Source organism: Psychrobacillus sp. FSL K6-2843 (genome assembly GCF_038626375.1).
Lineage (GTDB): Bacteria > Bacillota > Bacilli > Bacillales_A > Planococcaceae > Psychrobacillus > Psychrobacillus faecigallinarum.
The window spans coordinates 1,408,805-1,424,791 of record NZ_CP152021.1 but is presented as its reverse complement, the minus strand read 5'-3'; the positions used below and the strand labels follow the sequence as shown (position 1 = coordinate 1,424,791).

The window sequence follows — 15,987 nt, the reverse complement described above, 5'->3', positions numbered from 1 at the left end:
TTACATAAAAGCACATAGTAAAATATATCATACCTACTAGCAATATGCAATCATAATTTATAACCCTTTGATAGATTGAAGCATTTGTTTTTCTGCTTCAGTTAAATCAGCATTCTCTAGTAGATCATTCCTTCTATCGAACGTCCGTTTTAAGGACTGATCTCTTCTCCATTTATCTATAGCAGCATGATTACCTGACAATAAAACATCAGGTACCTTATATCCACGATATTCTACTGGACGTGTATAATGAGGATGCTCAAGAAGTCCGGTCGAGAAAGAGTCCTGTTCATGAGATGCAGACTTACCGAGAACATTTGGCAGTAATCTCACAACGCTATCCACTACTGTCATTGCTGCTAATTCTCCACCTGTCAAAACAAAATCGCCAATCGAAATTTCGTCTGTCACTAAATGCTCTCTGATACGCTCATCATATCCTTCATAATGACCGCATATAAAAACAAGTTCCTCTTCCTTCGCTAATTCCTCTGCTTTTTGCTGGTTAAAACGCTCTCCTTGGGGACATAGCAATATAATTCTTCTATTCCCATTAGTACTTGGAGGAAGAGCTTCTACTGCATTAAAAATAGGCTCTGGCTTTAATACCATACCTGCTCCACCACCATAAGGATAATCATCCACCTGATGATGTTTGTTTCCTGAATACTCTCTGAAATTTACTATATCAATAGATACTTCATTCTTCTCTTGCGCTTTTTTCAAAATAGATGAATTAAATACACCTGTAAACATTTCTGGAAATAGCGAAAGAATATGAATTTTCATCATGATAATAAACCTTCTAGCACTTCAATCGTGATTTCCTTCTTGTCCACATCTATTTTCTTCACTACATCCTCAATGTAAGGGATGTAGTGCGCCTTTCCTTTAGAAGGTTGCACTGTCCAAACGTCGTTCGCACCCGTTTGTAGAATTTCAGTAACTGTTCCGATTGTTTCTCCTTCAGTAGAAATAACTGTACAGTCAATAATTTCGTGGTAGTAATATTCATTTTCGTCTAACTCTGTCAGATATTTCTCTGATACTTTCAATGTCGCATCACGGAAAGCTTCCACATCCTTAAGCAATGTATAACCTTCAAAAGTTAGCAAATCAAAGTTTTTATGCTTTCTGTAACTTGTAATCTTTACGATAATCGGCTTAGAGCCATCTGTCTTAAAAAGTCCAAGTTCATTTCCTACCTGATAACGCTCGTCCGGAAAGTCTGTAGTAGAAATGACACGTACCTCTCCCCAAATCCCATGGGTATTGACGATTTTTCCAACATTGTACCATTCCATATAATATATTTCCTCCTATCAAAAAAGGAAGAACAAATTGTTCTCCCTCTTCTTAATATTACATTTACCTAAAGCAAAATATATTCGCTAGTGGTATTAGCTTCATTCTAAAATGAAGTTAATCTAATATGTCGACATATGTTTTCTTTTGGTGACTGCCTGCTGCTGAGTAAACAATAGTACGAATAGATTTAGCTACTCTTCCTTGTTTGCCAATTACTTTTCCCATATCTTCAGGATGTACAGAAAGTTTGTAAACTATACGGTTTGCACTTTCTTCCTTTTCCACCTGAACTTTGTCCGGATAATCAACTAATGGTTTAACGATTGCTTCGATCAGCTGCTTCACAATGTCCCCTCCGATTATTTGCCGAGTTTTGCGTTATGGAATTTTTCCATAATACCTTGTTCAGAGAACAAGTTACGTACTGTATCAGATGGTTTTGCACCATCTTGAAGCCATTTTAACGCTAATTCTTCGTTAATTTTAACTTCTGCTGGTTTAGTAAGTGGGTTGTAAGTACCTACTGTTTCAATTTGACGACCGTCACGTGGTGAGCGAGAGTCTGCTACTACAATACGATAGAAAGGAGATTTTTTTGCTCCCATACGTTTTAAACGAATTTTAACTGCCATTTTTATTGCACCTCCGAATAGTTTCACACAAGATAGTATATTATCAAGGTTTTAATTGTTTGTAAAGTGTTTTTTCTTAACACCTTATTTTTTTCTAGGAAATTTACTTGAAAAGAGAGTCAAAACCAGGCATTTTCATCTTTTTCTTTCCTTTTTGTTGCATATTAGTCATTTGCTTCATCATTTTTTTCATGTCTTCAAATTGCTTCAAAAGTCTGTTAATATCTTGAATTGTTGTTCCAGACCCTTTAGCAATTCTTTTCTTTCTTGGTCCATTAATAATCTCAGGATTCGTCTTCTCTTGCGTAGTCATAGAGTATATAATCGCTTCTACACGATCCATTTGCTTCTCATCGACCTTTGCATTTTCCAACCCTTTAATTTTATTTGCTCCTGGAAGCATTTTTAAAATTTCATCTAGTGGACCCATTTGTTTAACTTGGCTAAGCTGCTCTAAAAAGTCATCGAATGTAAAAGACTGCGTACGGAATTTTTCTTCCAATTCCTTCGCCTTTTCTTCATCCACATTCGCTTGTGCTTTTTCAATTAGAGACATCATATCGCCCATGCCTAAAATCCGAGAAGCCATACGCTCCGGGTGGAACGGCTCTAGAGCATCCATTTTTTCTCCCATTCCGACGAATTTAATCGGTTTTTGAGTGATTGAACGTATGGAAAGAGCTGCTCCTCCTCGAGTATCCCCATCTAACTTTGTAAGAACTACCCCAGTTATTCCAATCGATTCATTGAAATTATTAGCTACATTGACTGCATCCTGCCCTGTCATTGCATCTACTACTAAGAATACTTCATCTGGTTCTTTTAAGGCGCGAATATCTTTAAGCTCTTGCATTAAAGTCTCATCAATATGAAGACGACCAGCCGTATCGACGATCACAACGTCATAATGCTCCTCTTTTGCATGCTCTAGACCCTTTTTAACTATTTCTACTGGTGAAATATCAGTACCAAGTTGAAAAACAGGTAAAGAAAGCTGTTTTCCAATCGTTTCAAGCTGCTTAACAGCAGCAGGACGATAAATATCCGCAGCAATCAATAAAGGTTTTTTATTGTATTTTTTACGAAGTACGTTGGCTAGCTTACCTGTAGTAGTTGTTTTACCGGCACCTTGAAGCCCCACCATCATAATCACAGTTGGTGGTCTAGAAGAGAAAGCTATTTGACTTTGTTCTCCACCCATCAACTGGGTCAATTCGTCTTTTACAATTTTAATGACCTGTTGACCTGGAGTTAGACTTTTCATAACCTCTTGACCAACAGCTCGTTCTGAAACATTTTTGACGAACTCTTTTACTACCTTTAAGTTAACGTCCGCTTCCAATAACGCATAGCGAACCTCACGCATCATCTCTTTGACATCAGCCTCAGAAATTTTGCCTTTTCCTTTGATTTTCTGAATCGTCCCTTGAAGACGCTCAGCTAATCCTTCAAATGCCATGCAAGCTCGCCTCCTAATCCCATTCTTTTAATTGCTCAATGAGTTGAGTCAGTTCTACTGATGATTTATCTTTTGCTATTTGTAAAAGCTGTTTAATGGTTTCTTGTCGTTTTTCAAACTTAGATAGAAGATTTAATTTATCTTCATATTCTTCTAACATAGCTTCAGTGCGACGAATATTATCATAAACAGCCTGTCTAGAGATATTATATTCTTCTGCAATCTCTCCAAGTGATAAATCATCTAAATAATAAAGCTGCATATAGCTTCGTTGTTTATCTGTCAATAAAGCCTGGTAAAAATCGAAGAGAAAATTCATGCGAGTTGTTTTTTCAATCATGCCCATCTCTCCTTACCATGTGTAATGGTTCATCTTATAGTTTATAAACAGAGTCTTTAACTGTCAAGTAAAATTACTTGTCTTCTGTTGTTTCTTCTAACTCTAAGCCTTCTGCAAATAATCCATATACGTATTTCTCTGCATCAAAAGGCTGAAGGTCATCCATTTGCTCTCCCAGACCAACAAATTTAACTGGAATATGCAGTTTGTTACGAATGGCAAGTACTATACCGCCCTTAGCCGTGCCGTCAAGCTTTGTTAAAACAATTCCGGTAACATTTGTTGCTTCCTTGAAAGTTTGAGCTTGAACAAGCGCATTTTGACCTGTAGTGGCATCTAGAGCTAATAATACCTCATGAGGGGCATTTGGAACTTCTCTTGAAATGACACGATGGATTTTTTCTAATTCATTCATTAAATTGACCTTATTTTGTAGGCGACCAGCAGTGTCACAAATCAAGACATCCGCCTTTCTTGTCTTTGCAGCTCGAATTGCATCATACATAACAGCAGCAGGGTCCGATCCTTCCGCCTGCTTAATAACCTCTACTCCTACACGATCTCCCCATACCTGAAGCTGATCGATTGCGCCCGCACGGAATGTATCTCCAGCAGCAAGCATAACTTTCTTGCCATCATTATTTAATCGATGTGCAAGCTTGCCAATGGTCGTAGTTTTTCCTACTCCATTTACTCCTACAAAAAGAATAACAGTCAACCCATCTTCTTCTAGCTGAAGCTCTGTTAAATCTTTATCTCCAGCTTCATAAATTTCTACCAATTTTTCTGAAATAACAGATTGAATACCAGCTGTATCCTTGATGTTTTTTCGTTGAACTTCAAAGCGGAGTTTGTCCATTAACTCCACTACTGTTTCAAATCCAACATCTGCTTGAAGTAAAATTTCTTCTAATTCCTCAAAGAAATCCTCATCGACCTTACGATACTTTGCTACTAAGTCATTTACTTTAGAAGTAAACTGATTTCGTGTTTTCGATAGACCTTCTTTAAATTTATTGGTAATGGAGACTGTTTCTTCCGCCTCTGGTGTAGAACCTAACATCTTTTCTTTCATTTTTTTAAAAAAGCTCATAGTTAAACTCCTTTTAAGTTACTAATTCTTCTTCTAATTTTACAGAAACGAGCTTGGATATTCCTGATTCCTGCATAGTGATTCCATACAGGACATCCGCTCCCTCCATAGTGCCCTTGCGATGAGTAATAACGATAAACTGCGTATCATGACTAAATTTCTTCAAGTAATCACTATAACGAGTTACATTAGCTTCATCCAGTGCAGCCTCCACCTCATCCAAAATACAGAATGGGACCGGACGTGTGTGTAGGATAGAAAATAATAAGGCAATAGCTGTTAGCGCACGCTCTCCACCAGATAAGAGAGAAAGATTTTGGAGCTTTTTGCCTGGTGGCTGCGCCACGATATCTATACCAGTATCAAGCATTGAACTAGGATCCGTTAACACTAAGTCTGCCTGTCCTCCACCAAATAACTGTCTAAATACCACTTTAAAATTCCTTTGAATTTCATTAAAGGTAGTTTCGAAACGGATGGTCATTTCTTCATCCATTTCCTTAATGACTTCATGAAGTGTCTCTTGAGCAGAAAGCAAATCTTCCCGTTGTTCAGTCAAGAAAGAATGGCGTTCACTTACTTGTTCAAATTCTTGTATAGACCCTAAGTTAATAGGACCTAACTCTTCAATAGAACGCTTTAACAATTTGACCTTTTTACGAGCAAGCTCCTCATCCATATTAAATGGGTAATCTCGTTTTGCTTCTTCTAAAGTTAATTCATATGTTTCTTCTAGTTGATTTTGAAGCGAGTTAGATTCTACTTCTAGCTTTCCAAGCCTTAATTCTAATGTACGCTCATCATTGGCGTATATATTTACATGCTGCTGAAGTTGCTTTAGATGATTTTCGGAATCATTAACTTTTTGAGAAAGTACTAGTCTTTTCTCTTTGTCAGTTTTGATTTGATCAATCAAATAATCTTTTTTCTCTTTAAAGTTTATAATCATTTGACTGATTTCTTCCGGTGATGGTCCAGACTGATCATCATTTTCAAACCAGCTAATTTCTTTTTCTAATGTACCGATTTTTTGTGAACAATTTTGAATCTCTTGTTCCAGTTGCTTCTTTTCTTTGTCCTGCTGATTTACTTGTTCATTGACTACAGCAATAGAGGATAAAAGTTCACCAAGCTCATTTTGTACTTGGTCTTTTTCCTGCATCGACTGTTGTTTTAATAATTGCAATTGATCAATTGTTTGCTGAATGGAATTTAAGGATTCATTAATTTCTGCACTACGTTTAGCTGTTTGTTCTTTTTTGCGGACTAAATCCTCATGTAGGTGATTTTTTTCAGTCTGCACCTCGTCAAACTCTAATAATCGATTGGTCAGCCGAGAAATAATTGCCACACATTCTCTGTCTTCTGATAATAGCTTATGCTCTTCCTCGCGCAATGCTTCTCCGGATAGACGAGCTTCTTCTAGCTCTATTTTCAGTTGCTGAACCTGTTGCCTTTTAAAGGAAACGGATTTTTCGGCTTGTAGAACAGATTGTTGTAGCTCCACTAGCTTGTCATTCAATTGTTCTAGCTCAGCTTTTCTAGTAAAGACGGATGACTGCTGCTTCACGGAACCCCCAGTCAAGGAACCGCCAGCATTTACTACATCTCCATCTAACGTTACAAAACGATATCGATATTGTAATCGGGCTGCCATTTCGTTAGCACCCTTTAGATCAGTCGCTATAATAATATTTCCTAGCAGGCTTTCGATAATAATTTTATAATCAGGATTATAATTCACTAGCATATCAGCAGTATTTACAAATGATGGATGCTGTTTAATAGGGGCCAATGCTTGCTCCGTTAATTTACGAGACTTCATAACCTGTAATGGAAGGAAGGTAGCTCTTCCCACCCTTTTCTTTTTCAACCATTCAATTGCCAGTCGAGCATCTTGACTTGTATCTGTAATAATATGTTGCGATTGCTGGCCTATGGCCGTATCAATTGCATTCATATAATCCGATGGAATCTGAATTAGTTCCGCAACTGCTCCATGAATACCTTTTAGTTCTTTTTTGTCGCGAGCCATCAGTACTTCCTTAACTCCTTGGAAATATCCGGAAAACTCTGACTCAAGCTCCTCCAAAGAGTCTTTTCTTGCCTGCATTTGATGCTTCATTTGATAGGCTTTTTGAAGCATTGACTGTTGTTCTTCATAGGAGGCCTCTAATTTATCAGAGGTTTCTCGTTTAGTTTTAAAGTCTAGCACCTTTTGCGCCAAATTCTTTTGACAACTTTCTAGCTGCTTCTCTATCTCTTTTTTTCTATTTGTAAGCTTTTCGAGCTCTTCTTTAATCTCACGGTAATCCTCTACCATTTTTTCTGAAGAAACTAGTTCAAATTGAAGCTGCTGTTCCATATGCTTCATTTCATTTTTCATCGTTGCTTCTTCGTTTAACAAATCAATGTAAGAGCCCTTCAAGTTTTCGATTTCTTCTTCTACTTCGGAGGCCGATTTGCTAAGTACATGGTCTATTTGAAGTTTCTTTGCTCTTAGTTCTTTTAATAATATTTTTTTCTCAGAACTGGATACTACGTTTTCTTCCAATTGCTTTTCAAATGTTTGCAGCTTGGTCTTTTCTTCTTCCAAAGCTCTTTTAAGCTGTGATATTTGTTGACTTGCATTCTGTTTTTTCTCGGCAAGTAGCAGTTTTCTTCCCTCTAAACGTTCTAGCTCAGAGCTTACTTCAAGTAATTCCCCTTGATCTTTATCTAGCTTTTCATCAGTTGTACCAATAATTCTTCTAACAGTAAGAATATCAGCTTCTGCCTCACTAACCTGTGTTAGAAGAAGCTTCTTCTGTTCGTCTATTTGCTGAAGTTGATTATGTAGCTCTGCACTTTCCTGCTTAAAAAGATTTAAATCATGAGCAATGACCGCTATTTCAATATCCTTTAGTTCCGTAGACATCTCTAAATAATCAGAAGCCAATGAGGATTGAATTTTCAGAGGTTCCATTCGTCCATCTAGCTCATGAAGAATATCGAGCACTCGGTTTAAATTGTCATCGGTTTCGATAAGTTTGAATTCTGCTTTTTTCTTGCGTTGCTTGTATTTTAGAACACCTGCTGTTTCCTCGAATATCGTTCTTCTGTCCTCTGGACGACTGTTTAATATCTCATCCACTCGTCCCTGAGAAATAATAGAGAACGCTTCTTTTCCAAGTCCTGAATCCATAAATAAATCTGTTATATCCTTCAATCTACACTGTTGCTTGTTCAGAAGATATTCACTATCACCAGAACGATAAACTCTTCTTGTTACGCTGATTTCAGCAAAATCAAGAGGGACGCGATTATCAGAATTATCTAGTATTAAGGTTACTTCTGCAAAGTTTAATGCCTTTCTAGAATCACTTCCTGCAAAGATTACGTCTTCCATCTTTGCTCCACGTAGCGACTTTGCAGACTGTTCCCCTAGTACCCATCTGATAGCATCCGTTACATTACTTTTCCCACTACCATTTGGACCTACCACTGCTGTTACCCCTGGAACGAAATCTATTCCAATTCTGTCAGCAAATGATTTAAATCCAATAATTTCTAATCTCTTAAGGAACAACGATTATTCCTCCTGTTCTTGATCCTTTATTGCGAGTATCGCCAGTCTGGCAGCTTGCTGCTCTGCCTCTTTCTTAGAACGTCCTATACCGACGCCAAGTTCTTTAGTATTTAAAATAACACGTGAAACAAAGGTACGGTTATGTGCCGGACCTTTTTCCTCTACAATTTCATAGCTAAGTGTACCATTGTTTTTTTGTTGAATTACTTCTTGTAGCTGGCTTTTATAATCCATCACATGCGAAAAAGCACCGACTTCGATTTTAGGAAAGACAATCTTTTCTAGAAAAGAAACGACTACCTCTAATCCCTGATCTAAATATAATGCACCGATAAATGCTTCGAACACGTCTGCTAAAAGTGCCGGTCTTTCACGCCCGCCGGTTAATTCTTCTCCTTTACCAAGCAATACATATTTACCAAATCCTAATTCATTGGCAAATACAACTAAAGAAGGCTCGCATACAATAGCTGCGCGAAGCTTAGTAAGCTGACCTTCACTCATTACCTCATATTGCTGAAATAGGTACTGAGAAACCGATAATTCTAATACGGCATCTCCAAGAAACTCTAAGCGTTCGTTATCGGTGAAAAACTTACGTCGATGCTCATTCACATAGGATGAATGGGTAAAGGCTTGATACAATAATGTCGGATTATTGAATTGGATTTCAAAATGATTTTGAAATTTTTGGAACTGTTGTTTAACGCTTTCTGGGAACCCCGTTTTTTTAGGGTGGTTGTTTTTTCTATTTACTTTCATCCTGATCTGCCTTTCTTACTTAACATCTATCTGTTTAAGTTTACCTGTTTATAAAGCAATGTGCAAAAAGAAATAGAGACGCTTTTTATTCGGAAGAATAAAAAACGTCTCTGTTGCTATTTAACTTTATCCACCTTCGTATATAGAGCAACTATATAAAAATGTGACTATTTAATATTAGCCTTGTTTGCTTTCAATATAGCTAACTGCGCTACCCACAGTTGAAATATTCTCAGCATCTTCATCCGAAATCTCCATATCGAACTCATCTTCAAGCTCCATTACTAACTCAACTACATCTAGTGAGTCGGCACCTAAATCATCACGGAAGGATGCTTCTAATTTTACTTCGCTTTCGTCTACTCCAAGACGATCTACGATAACTTTAGTTACACGTTCTAAAACTGTTGACACATTTGTCACCTCCCCTCAATGATTATACAAAAAACTTCTTGTCTATGAAAGGCTATTTCACATGAAATATAATACATTCTAAATCAGATAGTGCTTACTTAAGTTCCGTCTGGCATTACATATACATGCCGCCATTGACGTGGATAGTTTGCCCAGTAATATAACTAGCATCGTCTGATGCTAAAAATGCTACCGCGTTAGCAATGTCTTCAGGATTACCGAATTTTGCCAAAGGTATTTGGCTAAGCATTTGTTTTTTGATATCTTCAGGTAAAGCATCAGTCATATCAGTTGTGATAAAACCAGGAGCAACTGAGTTAACTGTAATATTACGAGAAGCTAATTCCTTAGCAGAGGATTTTGTTAAACCTATTACACCCGCCTTAGCAGCTACATAATTGGCTTGTCCAGCATTTCCAGATACCCCGACAATGGAAGTTATATTTATAATACGCCCTTTGCGCTGTTTCATCATTTGTCTCGTAACAGCCTTTGTACAGAGAAACACACCTTTTAGGTTTGTATTCAAAACATCATCCCACTCTTGCTCCTTCATACGCATCAGTAGATTATCACGAGTAATGCCAGCATTGTTAACTAAAATATCAATGGAGCCGAAGGTTTCAATGGTTTGATTGACCAAGTTTTGGACATCCTCAGCTTGATCTACATTTGCTTGAATAGCAAAGGCTTCACCACCGCGCGATTGAATTTCTTTCACTACGGCTTCTGCCTTTTCTTTGCTCCCACTATAATTTACCGCTACCTTTGCTCCTTCGCTTGCTAGGTAAAGTGCAATATCCCTACCAATACCTCGAGATGCACCTGTGACAATTGTGGATTTACCATCTAATTTACCCATTGATAACCTCTCCTATTTCAGTAATCGCTTGCTGCATGGAAGCCTCATCATAAACACAATAAGTAGCAACAGAGCGATCTACTTTTTTGACTAGACCACTTAATACTTTACCAGGACCACATTCGATAAATATATCCACACCAAGATCAAGCATTTGTCGAATAGACTCTTCCCAGCGGACTGGAGAATACAATTGCTCCACTAATAGATCCTTCATATCTGCCGCCTTCTCTACTGGCAAGGCTGTCACATTTGAAATAACTGGAGGTATTGCATCCGAAAGATTAATAGAATCAATTGCTGCATCTAGTTTATGTGCAGCTGGTCTCATTAATTCGGAATGGAATGGTCCGCTTACGGCTAAGGGGATTGCTCTTTTAGCACCTACCTCCTTCGCTTTAGCAGAAGCCTTTTCTACTCCTGCCGCTGTTCCTGAAATAACAATTTGACCAGGGCAGTTAAGATTTGCAATTTGCACTATATCTCCATTGGTTGAAACTTCCTGCGTGACCTCTTTTAACAAAGAAGCTTCGAGGCCTAATATTGCAGCCATGGCCCCTTCTCCAGCTGGAACAGCTTCATTCATATAAAGACCACGCTGGTGAACTAGCGAAACTGCATCTTCAAAGCTAAGTGCTCCAGATGCTACTAACGCAGAGTATTCACCTAAGCTATGACCAGCAGTATAATCTGGCGTAATACCTATGTCAATCAAAGATTTTGCAATCATTATGCTTGTTGTTAGTAATGCTGGCTGCGCGTGATAAGTTTTAGTAAGTTCCTCAGATGGACCATTCAACATGATGTCCGATAGGGAGAACCCTAACTTTTGATCTGCTCGTTCATAAAATTTCTTTCTTTCACTGTTACTTTCGATTAGCTGTTGCCCCATCCCGACAGTCTGGGAACCTTGTCCTGGAAATATAAAAGCTATTTTAGTCATTGGAGGATTCCTTTCGTAATGTTGTGTAGATAATGTCGGAAACATTATTTTCTACCATTGTTCGCGCTTGTCTAATCGCATGGAATACCGCACGTCCATTAGAAGAACCATGTGCCTTGATAACAGGAGCCTTTAAGCCAAAAAGCCCTGCTCCACCATACTCTGAGTAATCCAATTTATTTTTTAATACTTTTAGTTGATCCTTTACAAGCAATGCTGAGATTTTAGTTTTTGTCGAAGTATTAAAAGCTTCTTTTAATAAGGTAAATATCCCTGCTGCCGTACCTTCAATCGTTTTTAATACCATATTGCCTGTAAATCCGTCTGTAACCACTACATCCGCCACACCATACAATAAATCTCTAGCTTCTATATTGCCTATAAAATTAACAGGGGTCTCGTTCAAAAGTGTAAACGCGGCTTTCGTTAGCTCATTTCCCTTTTTATCTTCCGTTCCAATATTCAAAAGACCAACGCGCGGATTAGAAATCCCACGAACCTTCTCCGCATAGACACTTCCCATTACTGCGAATTGCTGCAAATGCTCGGGCTTTGCATCTGCATTTGCACCAAGATCAAGCATTACAAACCCTTTTCCATCAATTGTTGGTAGAGTAGGAGCCAATGCCGGACGATCTACTTGGTCAATTCTGCCGACTATGAATAATCCCGCTGCCATCAGTGCCCCTGTGTTACCAGCAGAAACACAAGCATCCGCTTCACCGTTTTTGACCGATTCTGCCATTTTGACCATAGAGGAATTTTTCTTTTTACGGATGGCACGCACTGGCTCATCTGTTCCTTCAATCACTTCATCTGTATGGACAACCTTCAAACGTTCATGCTTAGTTACAAGCGTTTCTAGTTTATTCTCGTCCCCAAACATAATAATTTCTAGATCGTCGAAAGCCTCTAAAGCTTCATAGACCCCTTTAACTATTTCATGAGGGGCGTTATCTCCGCCCATTGCATCTATAGATATTTTCATTTTTAATCACCTTTTTTAAGTCATAGTTTCTCGATACATGTTAAATTCGCCAACAAACACTGTTTCATTTTCTACCTTGCTTGTGACTTTAATAAGTGTGCTGTTTTTTTCAGGATCACTGGAAAGAACTACAGCTTTTGCTATAACTCGGTCTCCAGCCTTCACTGGCTGCACAAATGTAATGTTGGATTTTCTCGTTAAAGCCAGCTCATCGTTAATGACCGCGACCGCCAATGAATTTGCTTGGGCAAATAGATGATGTCCTCTAGCTATACCATTTCTAGCAAAAACATGGTCTTGCGTTATATCCAATAAGGATATTGCTTGCTTATCTAAATCTATATCTATAATTTCTCCAATCACTTCATCGATTGGGAGTGATTTAACCTCTTCTTCAAAATTATGAGCAGCTACAGACTTAATTCTCTCACGCAACTCAGGAATGGACAACTCCATTCGATCCAAACGAATAGTTTGCACACTCACTTTAAAGGTAGATGCTAAATTTTCATCCGTTATAAAAGGATTTTTATCTAGAGTTTCTAATAAAAGCCTTTGTCTTTCTTTTTTCGTATATTTCAAGCTATTCACCGCCATTTTAGCACTTGGTACTAATATCAGTATATAAACATTAAAAAAAGAATGCAAGGAATGATTTCACATCATCCATGCATTCTTTTTAGTTAATCCTTTCTCCATCCAATGCTTTTGAATTTATCAGAGTGTTTCGAAGACCTTCCATTTCATCGGATTTCCAGAAATGCTCAGATTCTAGTAGACGTTCTGCATCTATTTTAGCTGTATTTAAAGCTCTATAATCATGAACCAAATCGGCAATTTTGAATTCAGGTAAGCCACTTTGCTTTTTCCCGAAGAAATCCCCAGGTCCACGAAGTTCTAAATCTTTTTCTGCCAAAACGAATCCATCGTTAGTTTCCGTCATAGACATCATGCGTTCCTTTCCTTCTTCTGTTTTAGGATCTGCAAGAAGTATACAATAAGATTGATGCTCTCCACGTCCTACCCTTCCGCGAAGTTGGTGCAGTTGAGCAAGTCCAAAGCGTTCTGCATCAAAAATAATCATGAACGAAGCATTAGGAACATTTACTCCTACTTCCACAACTGTTGTAGAAACTAACACATGAATATTTCCATCCGTGAATTCTCTCATCACTTCATCCTTTTCATCGGAGTGAAGTCGACCGTGCATTAAGCCAACAGTGTAATCTTTACCAAGTTCATTTGACATCATATTGTAAACATCGACAGCATTTTGAACGTCTAATTTTTCAGACTCCTCAATTAGGGGACAGATAATATAGGCTTGTCTACCATTTGCTAGTTCTTTTTTCAACCGACTAATTAGTTTAGGAAGTTGGTCCTCCTTCATCCAATGTGTATCAATTGATTTTCTTCCAGCTGGCATTTGATCGATAATAGAAACATCCATTTCTCCAAATGCTGTTATCGCTAAAGTTCGTGGAATAGGAGTTGCCGTCATAAAAAGTACATCAGGATTCTCTCCTTTTTCCTTTAATACTTTTCTTTGCTCTACACCGAAACGATGCTGCTCATCGGTTATAACCAAACCAAGCTTTTTAAAAGAAACTTCAGGTTGGATTAATGCATGAGTACCTATGAGCAAATCAATATTACCTTCTGCTAAATTTTCCAATACAATTCTTCTTGCTTTTTGTTTGGTAGATCCTGTTAAAAGTGCAATTCTAACTCCAAGCGGAGCGAGCCATGCATCTAAGGAAGCGGCGTGCTGCTCTGCAAGTATCTCTGTTGGCGCCATCAAAGCTCCTTGATATCCAGCAGTAATAATTGCATATAAACAAATAGCGGCCACGACTGTCTTTCCAGATCCCACATCCCCTTGCAAAAGTCTATTCATACGATGTGGCTCCTTCAAATCTCGACAAATCTCATTGACAACTCTCTTTTGAGCATCCGTTAGCTCATAAGGTAAGGATTCAATGAGGATTTTTAATCGTTCATTGTCAAAAGCAATACTATTCCCAACATTTTGTTCTTTTCGGACTTTCTTAATCGCCTGCATTTTTAGTTGAAAGTTAAGTAATTCCTCATAAACAAACCGTCTTCTTGCATTTTTTGAATGATTGGCATCCTGCGGAAAATGTATCCCCTCGAGAGCTTCTACTATGTCGGGTAGTTTATAAGCGGAACGGATAGATTCCGGTAAAGGGTCCATAATATACCCTTTTAACTCATCTAAAGCTTGTCTCATGAATCGTCTGAAAATCTTTTGGCTTATGGACCCTTTTAGCGAATAGACAGGTTCAAAATCCTGTTGGTCCGTTTTCGGTCCTGCAGAAAAGGTAGAGACATTAATAACCTGACGCCCTCTGTCCCACTTGCCAGTAACCGTGATTACAGATCCAGGTGTAATTTTAGATTTCAAATAGGCTTGGTTAAAAAATACTGCCTTAATCAGATGCTGTCCAGCCAACAAACGAACCTGCAATCTGGATTTATTTTTTCCTAAAAAAAGAAGAGAAGGTTCACTTTCGACCCTTCCTTCCACTGTTACTCTCTCATTATGAGCTGTTTCTGCTAAGTTTTTTAATCGAAAATCTTCATGTCTATAAGGAAAGGTCATCACTAAATCCTCTAATGTGATAATCCCTAGCTCTTCTAACGCCTTAGCAGTCCCACTTCCAACACCCTTTAAAGAGGTAACTAATTCGTCTACCTTATTTTCCACTGCTGACCACAGCCCCGCCAAAGATCTTTGCTTCTAACCATTTTCCTGTTGGTGTAGCAGCTAATCCTCCTTGAGCAGTTTCTTTTAATGCTGTTGGCATTGTTTGACCTATTTTATACATAGCATCTATTACTTCATCGCATGGTATTCGACTAGTAACCCCGGCTAAAGCCATATCTGCTGCCACTAAAGAATTAGAGGCACCCATTGCATTTCTCTTCACACAAGGTACTTCCACTAATCCGGCAACAGGGTCACAAACTAATCCAAGCATGTTTTTTAGTGTAATAGCAAATGCTTCTGAGCATTGCGACGGTGTACCACCAGCCATCTCTACAATAGCGGCCGCGGCCATACCCGCTGCAGACCCTACCTCTGCTTGACAACCACCCGCAGCTCCAGATATAGAAGCATTGTTAGCTACGACAAACCCGAATGCACCTGCAGTAAAAAGATATCGGATCATCTGTTCACGAGTTGGATTTAATTTATTTTTGACAGCAAATAAAGTTCCTGGCACAACACCTGCAGATCCAGCTGTAGGTGTTGCACAGATAGTACCCATTGCCGCGTTTACCTCATTGGTTGCCACTGCTTTACTTACAGCATCCAGCATTAACTCTCCTGAAAGAGAGTTCCCCTTTTGCATATAAGCTTGTAAAAGTACCGCATCTCCTCCAGTCAACCCAGAAGTTGAATGAACTCCCTTTAGTCCCTTCTCTACAGCTTCTTCCATAACCGTTAGATTACGATCCATTTGTGTTAAAATTTCTTCACGGGTGCGTTCTGTCATAAGAATTTCTTGCTCGATCATTATTTCAGATATCAGCTTATTTTCTTTGTTAGCTCTATCTACTAATTCACGCACATTCCGAAATAAGACTTCCATC

General features: G+C 38.4%; 16 protein-coding genes. All 16 read right to left on the bottom strand.

What is annotated here, in order from left to right; genetic code table 11:
* Nucleotides 1-57: 57 nt before the first annotated feature.
* On the bottom strand, nucleotides 58-789 hold the full coding sequence (trmD, locus tag MKY94_RS06925) for a tRNA (guanosine(37)-N1)-methyltransferase TrmD (RefSeq protein ID WP_342578660.1): 732 nt from the start codon (nucleotides 787-789) through the stop codon (nucleotides 58-60).
* On the bottom strand, nucleotides 789-1,304 hold the full coding sequence (gene rimM, locus MKY94_RS06920) for a ribosome maturation factor RimM (protein ID WP_144538032.1): 516 nt from the start codon (nucleotides 1,302-1,304) through the stop codon (nucleotides 789-791). The genes trmD and rimM overlap by 1 nt, the downstream gene beginning before the upstream one ends.
* Nucleotides 1,305-1,422: 118 nt before the next feature.
* The gene (locus MKY94_RS06915) at nucleotides 1,423-1,653 is read right to left on the bottom strand and encodes a KH domain-containing protein (RefSeq protein WP_144538031.1); all 231 of its coding nucleotides are present in this window, start codon (nucleotides 1,651-1,653) and stop codon (nucleotides 1,423-1,425) included.
* Between the two features lie 14 nt (nucleotides 1,654-1,667).
* A complete protein-coding gene (gene rpsP, locus MKY94_RS06910) occupies nucleotides 1,668-1,940 on the bottom strand; it encodes a 30S ribosomal protein S16 (RefSeq protein WP_053590001.1) in 273 nt (90 codons plus the stop codon).
* A gap of 103 nt (nucleotides 1,941-2,043) precedes the next feature.
* A complete protein-coding gene (gene ffh, locus MKY94_RS06905) occupies nucleotides 2,044-3,399 on the bottom strand; it encodes a signal recognition particle protein (RefSeq protein ID WP_151110574.1) in 1,356 nt (451 codons plus the stop codon).
* A gap of 13 nt (nucleotides 3,400-3,412) precedes the next feature.
* Complete coding sequence (locus MKY94_RS06900; RefSeq protein WP_144538029.1) at nucleotides 3,413-3,739, bottom strand: putative DNA-binding protein; 327 nt, start codon at nucleotides 3,737-3,739, stop codon at nucleotides 3,413-3,415.
* Nucleotides 3,740-3,812: 73 nt separating this feature from the next.
* A complete protein-coding gene (gene ftsY, locus MKY94_RS06895; protein WP_151110576.1) occupies nucleotides 3,813-4,832 on the bottom strand; it encodes a signal recognition particle-docking protein FtsY in 1,020 nt (339 codons plus the stop codon).
* A 13-nt stretch (nucleotides 4,833-4,845) separates the two neighbouring features.
* Nucleotides 4,846-8,400, bottom strand: a complete 3,555-nt coding sequence (gene smc, locus MKY94_RS06890) for a chromosome segregation protein SMC (RefSeq protein ID WP_340862878.1) — start codon at nucleotides 8,398-8,400, stop codon at nucleotides 4,846-4,848.
* Between the two features lie 3 nt (nucleotides 8,401-8,403).
* On the bottom strand, nucleotides 8,404-9,162 hold the full coding sequence (gene rnc, locus MKY94_RS06885; protein WP_151110581.1) for a ribonuclease III: 759 nt from the start codon (nucleotides 9,160-9,162) through the stop codon (nucleotides 8,404-8,406).
* A 177-nt stretch (nucleotides 9,163-9,339) separates the two neighbouring features.
* On the bottom strand, nucleotides 9,340-9,576 hold the full coding sequence (gene acpP / locus MKY94_RS06880; RefSeq protein ID WP_093263354.1) for an acyl carrier protein: 237 nt from the start codon (nucleotides 9,574-9,576) through the stop codon (nucleotides 9,340-9,342).
* A 115-nt stretch (nucleotides 9,577-9,691) separates the two neighbouring features.
* The gene (fabG, locus tag MKY94_RS06875) at nucleotides 9,692-10,438 is read right to left on the bottom strand and encodes a 3-oxoacyl-[acyl-carrier-protein] reductase (RefSeq protein ID WP_340862877.1); all 747 of its coding nucleotides are present in this window, start codon (nucleotides 10,436-10,438) and stop codon (nucleotides 9,692-9,694) included.
* Nucleotides 10,431-11,381: an ACP S-malonyltransferase gene (gene fabD, locus MKY94_RS06870; protein WP_154311145.1), complete on the bottom strand. Its 951-nt coding sequence runs from the start codon at nucleotides 11,379-11,381 to the stop codon at nucleotides 10,431-10,433. Before fabD ends, fabG begins: the two co-directional genes overlap by 8 nt.
* Nucleotides 11,374-12,369, bottom strand: coding sequence for a phosphate acyltransferase PlsX (gene plsX, locus MKY94_RS06865; protein ID WP_340862876.1), 996 nt, complete (start codon nucleotides 12,367-12,369; stop codon nucleotides 11,374-11,376). Before plsX ends, fabD begins: the two co-directional genes overlap by 8 nt.
* Nucleotides 12,370-12,384: 15 nt before the next feature.
* A complete protein-coding gene (gene fapR / locus MKY94_RS06860; RefSeq protein ID WP_144538022.1) occupies nucleotides 12,385-12,951 on the bottom strand; it encodes a transcription factor FapR in 567 nt (188 codons plus the stop codon).
* A 97-nt stretch (nucleotides 12,952-13,048) separates the two neighbouring features.
* The gene (recG, locus tag MKY94_RS06855; RefSeq protein WP_154311147.1) at nucleotides 13,049-15,097 is read right to left on the bottom strand and encodes an ATP-dependent DNA helicase RecG; all 2,049 of its coding nucleotides are present in this window, start codon (nucleotides 15,095-15,097) and stop codon (nucleotides 13,049-13,051) included.
* Complete coding sequence (sdaAA, locus tag MKY94_RS06850) at nucleotides 15,087-15,986, bottom strand: L-serine ammonia-lyase, iron-sulfur-dependent, subunit alpha (RefSeq protein WP_154311148.1); 900 nt, start codon at nucleotides 15,984-15,986, stop codon at nucleotides 15,087-15,089. The genes recG and sdaAA overlap by 11 nt, the downstream gene beginning before the upstream one ends.
* Nucleotide 15,987: the final 1 nt, after the last annotated feature.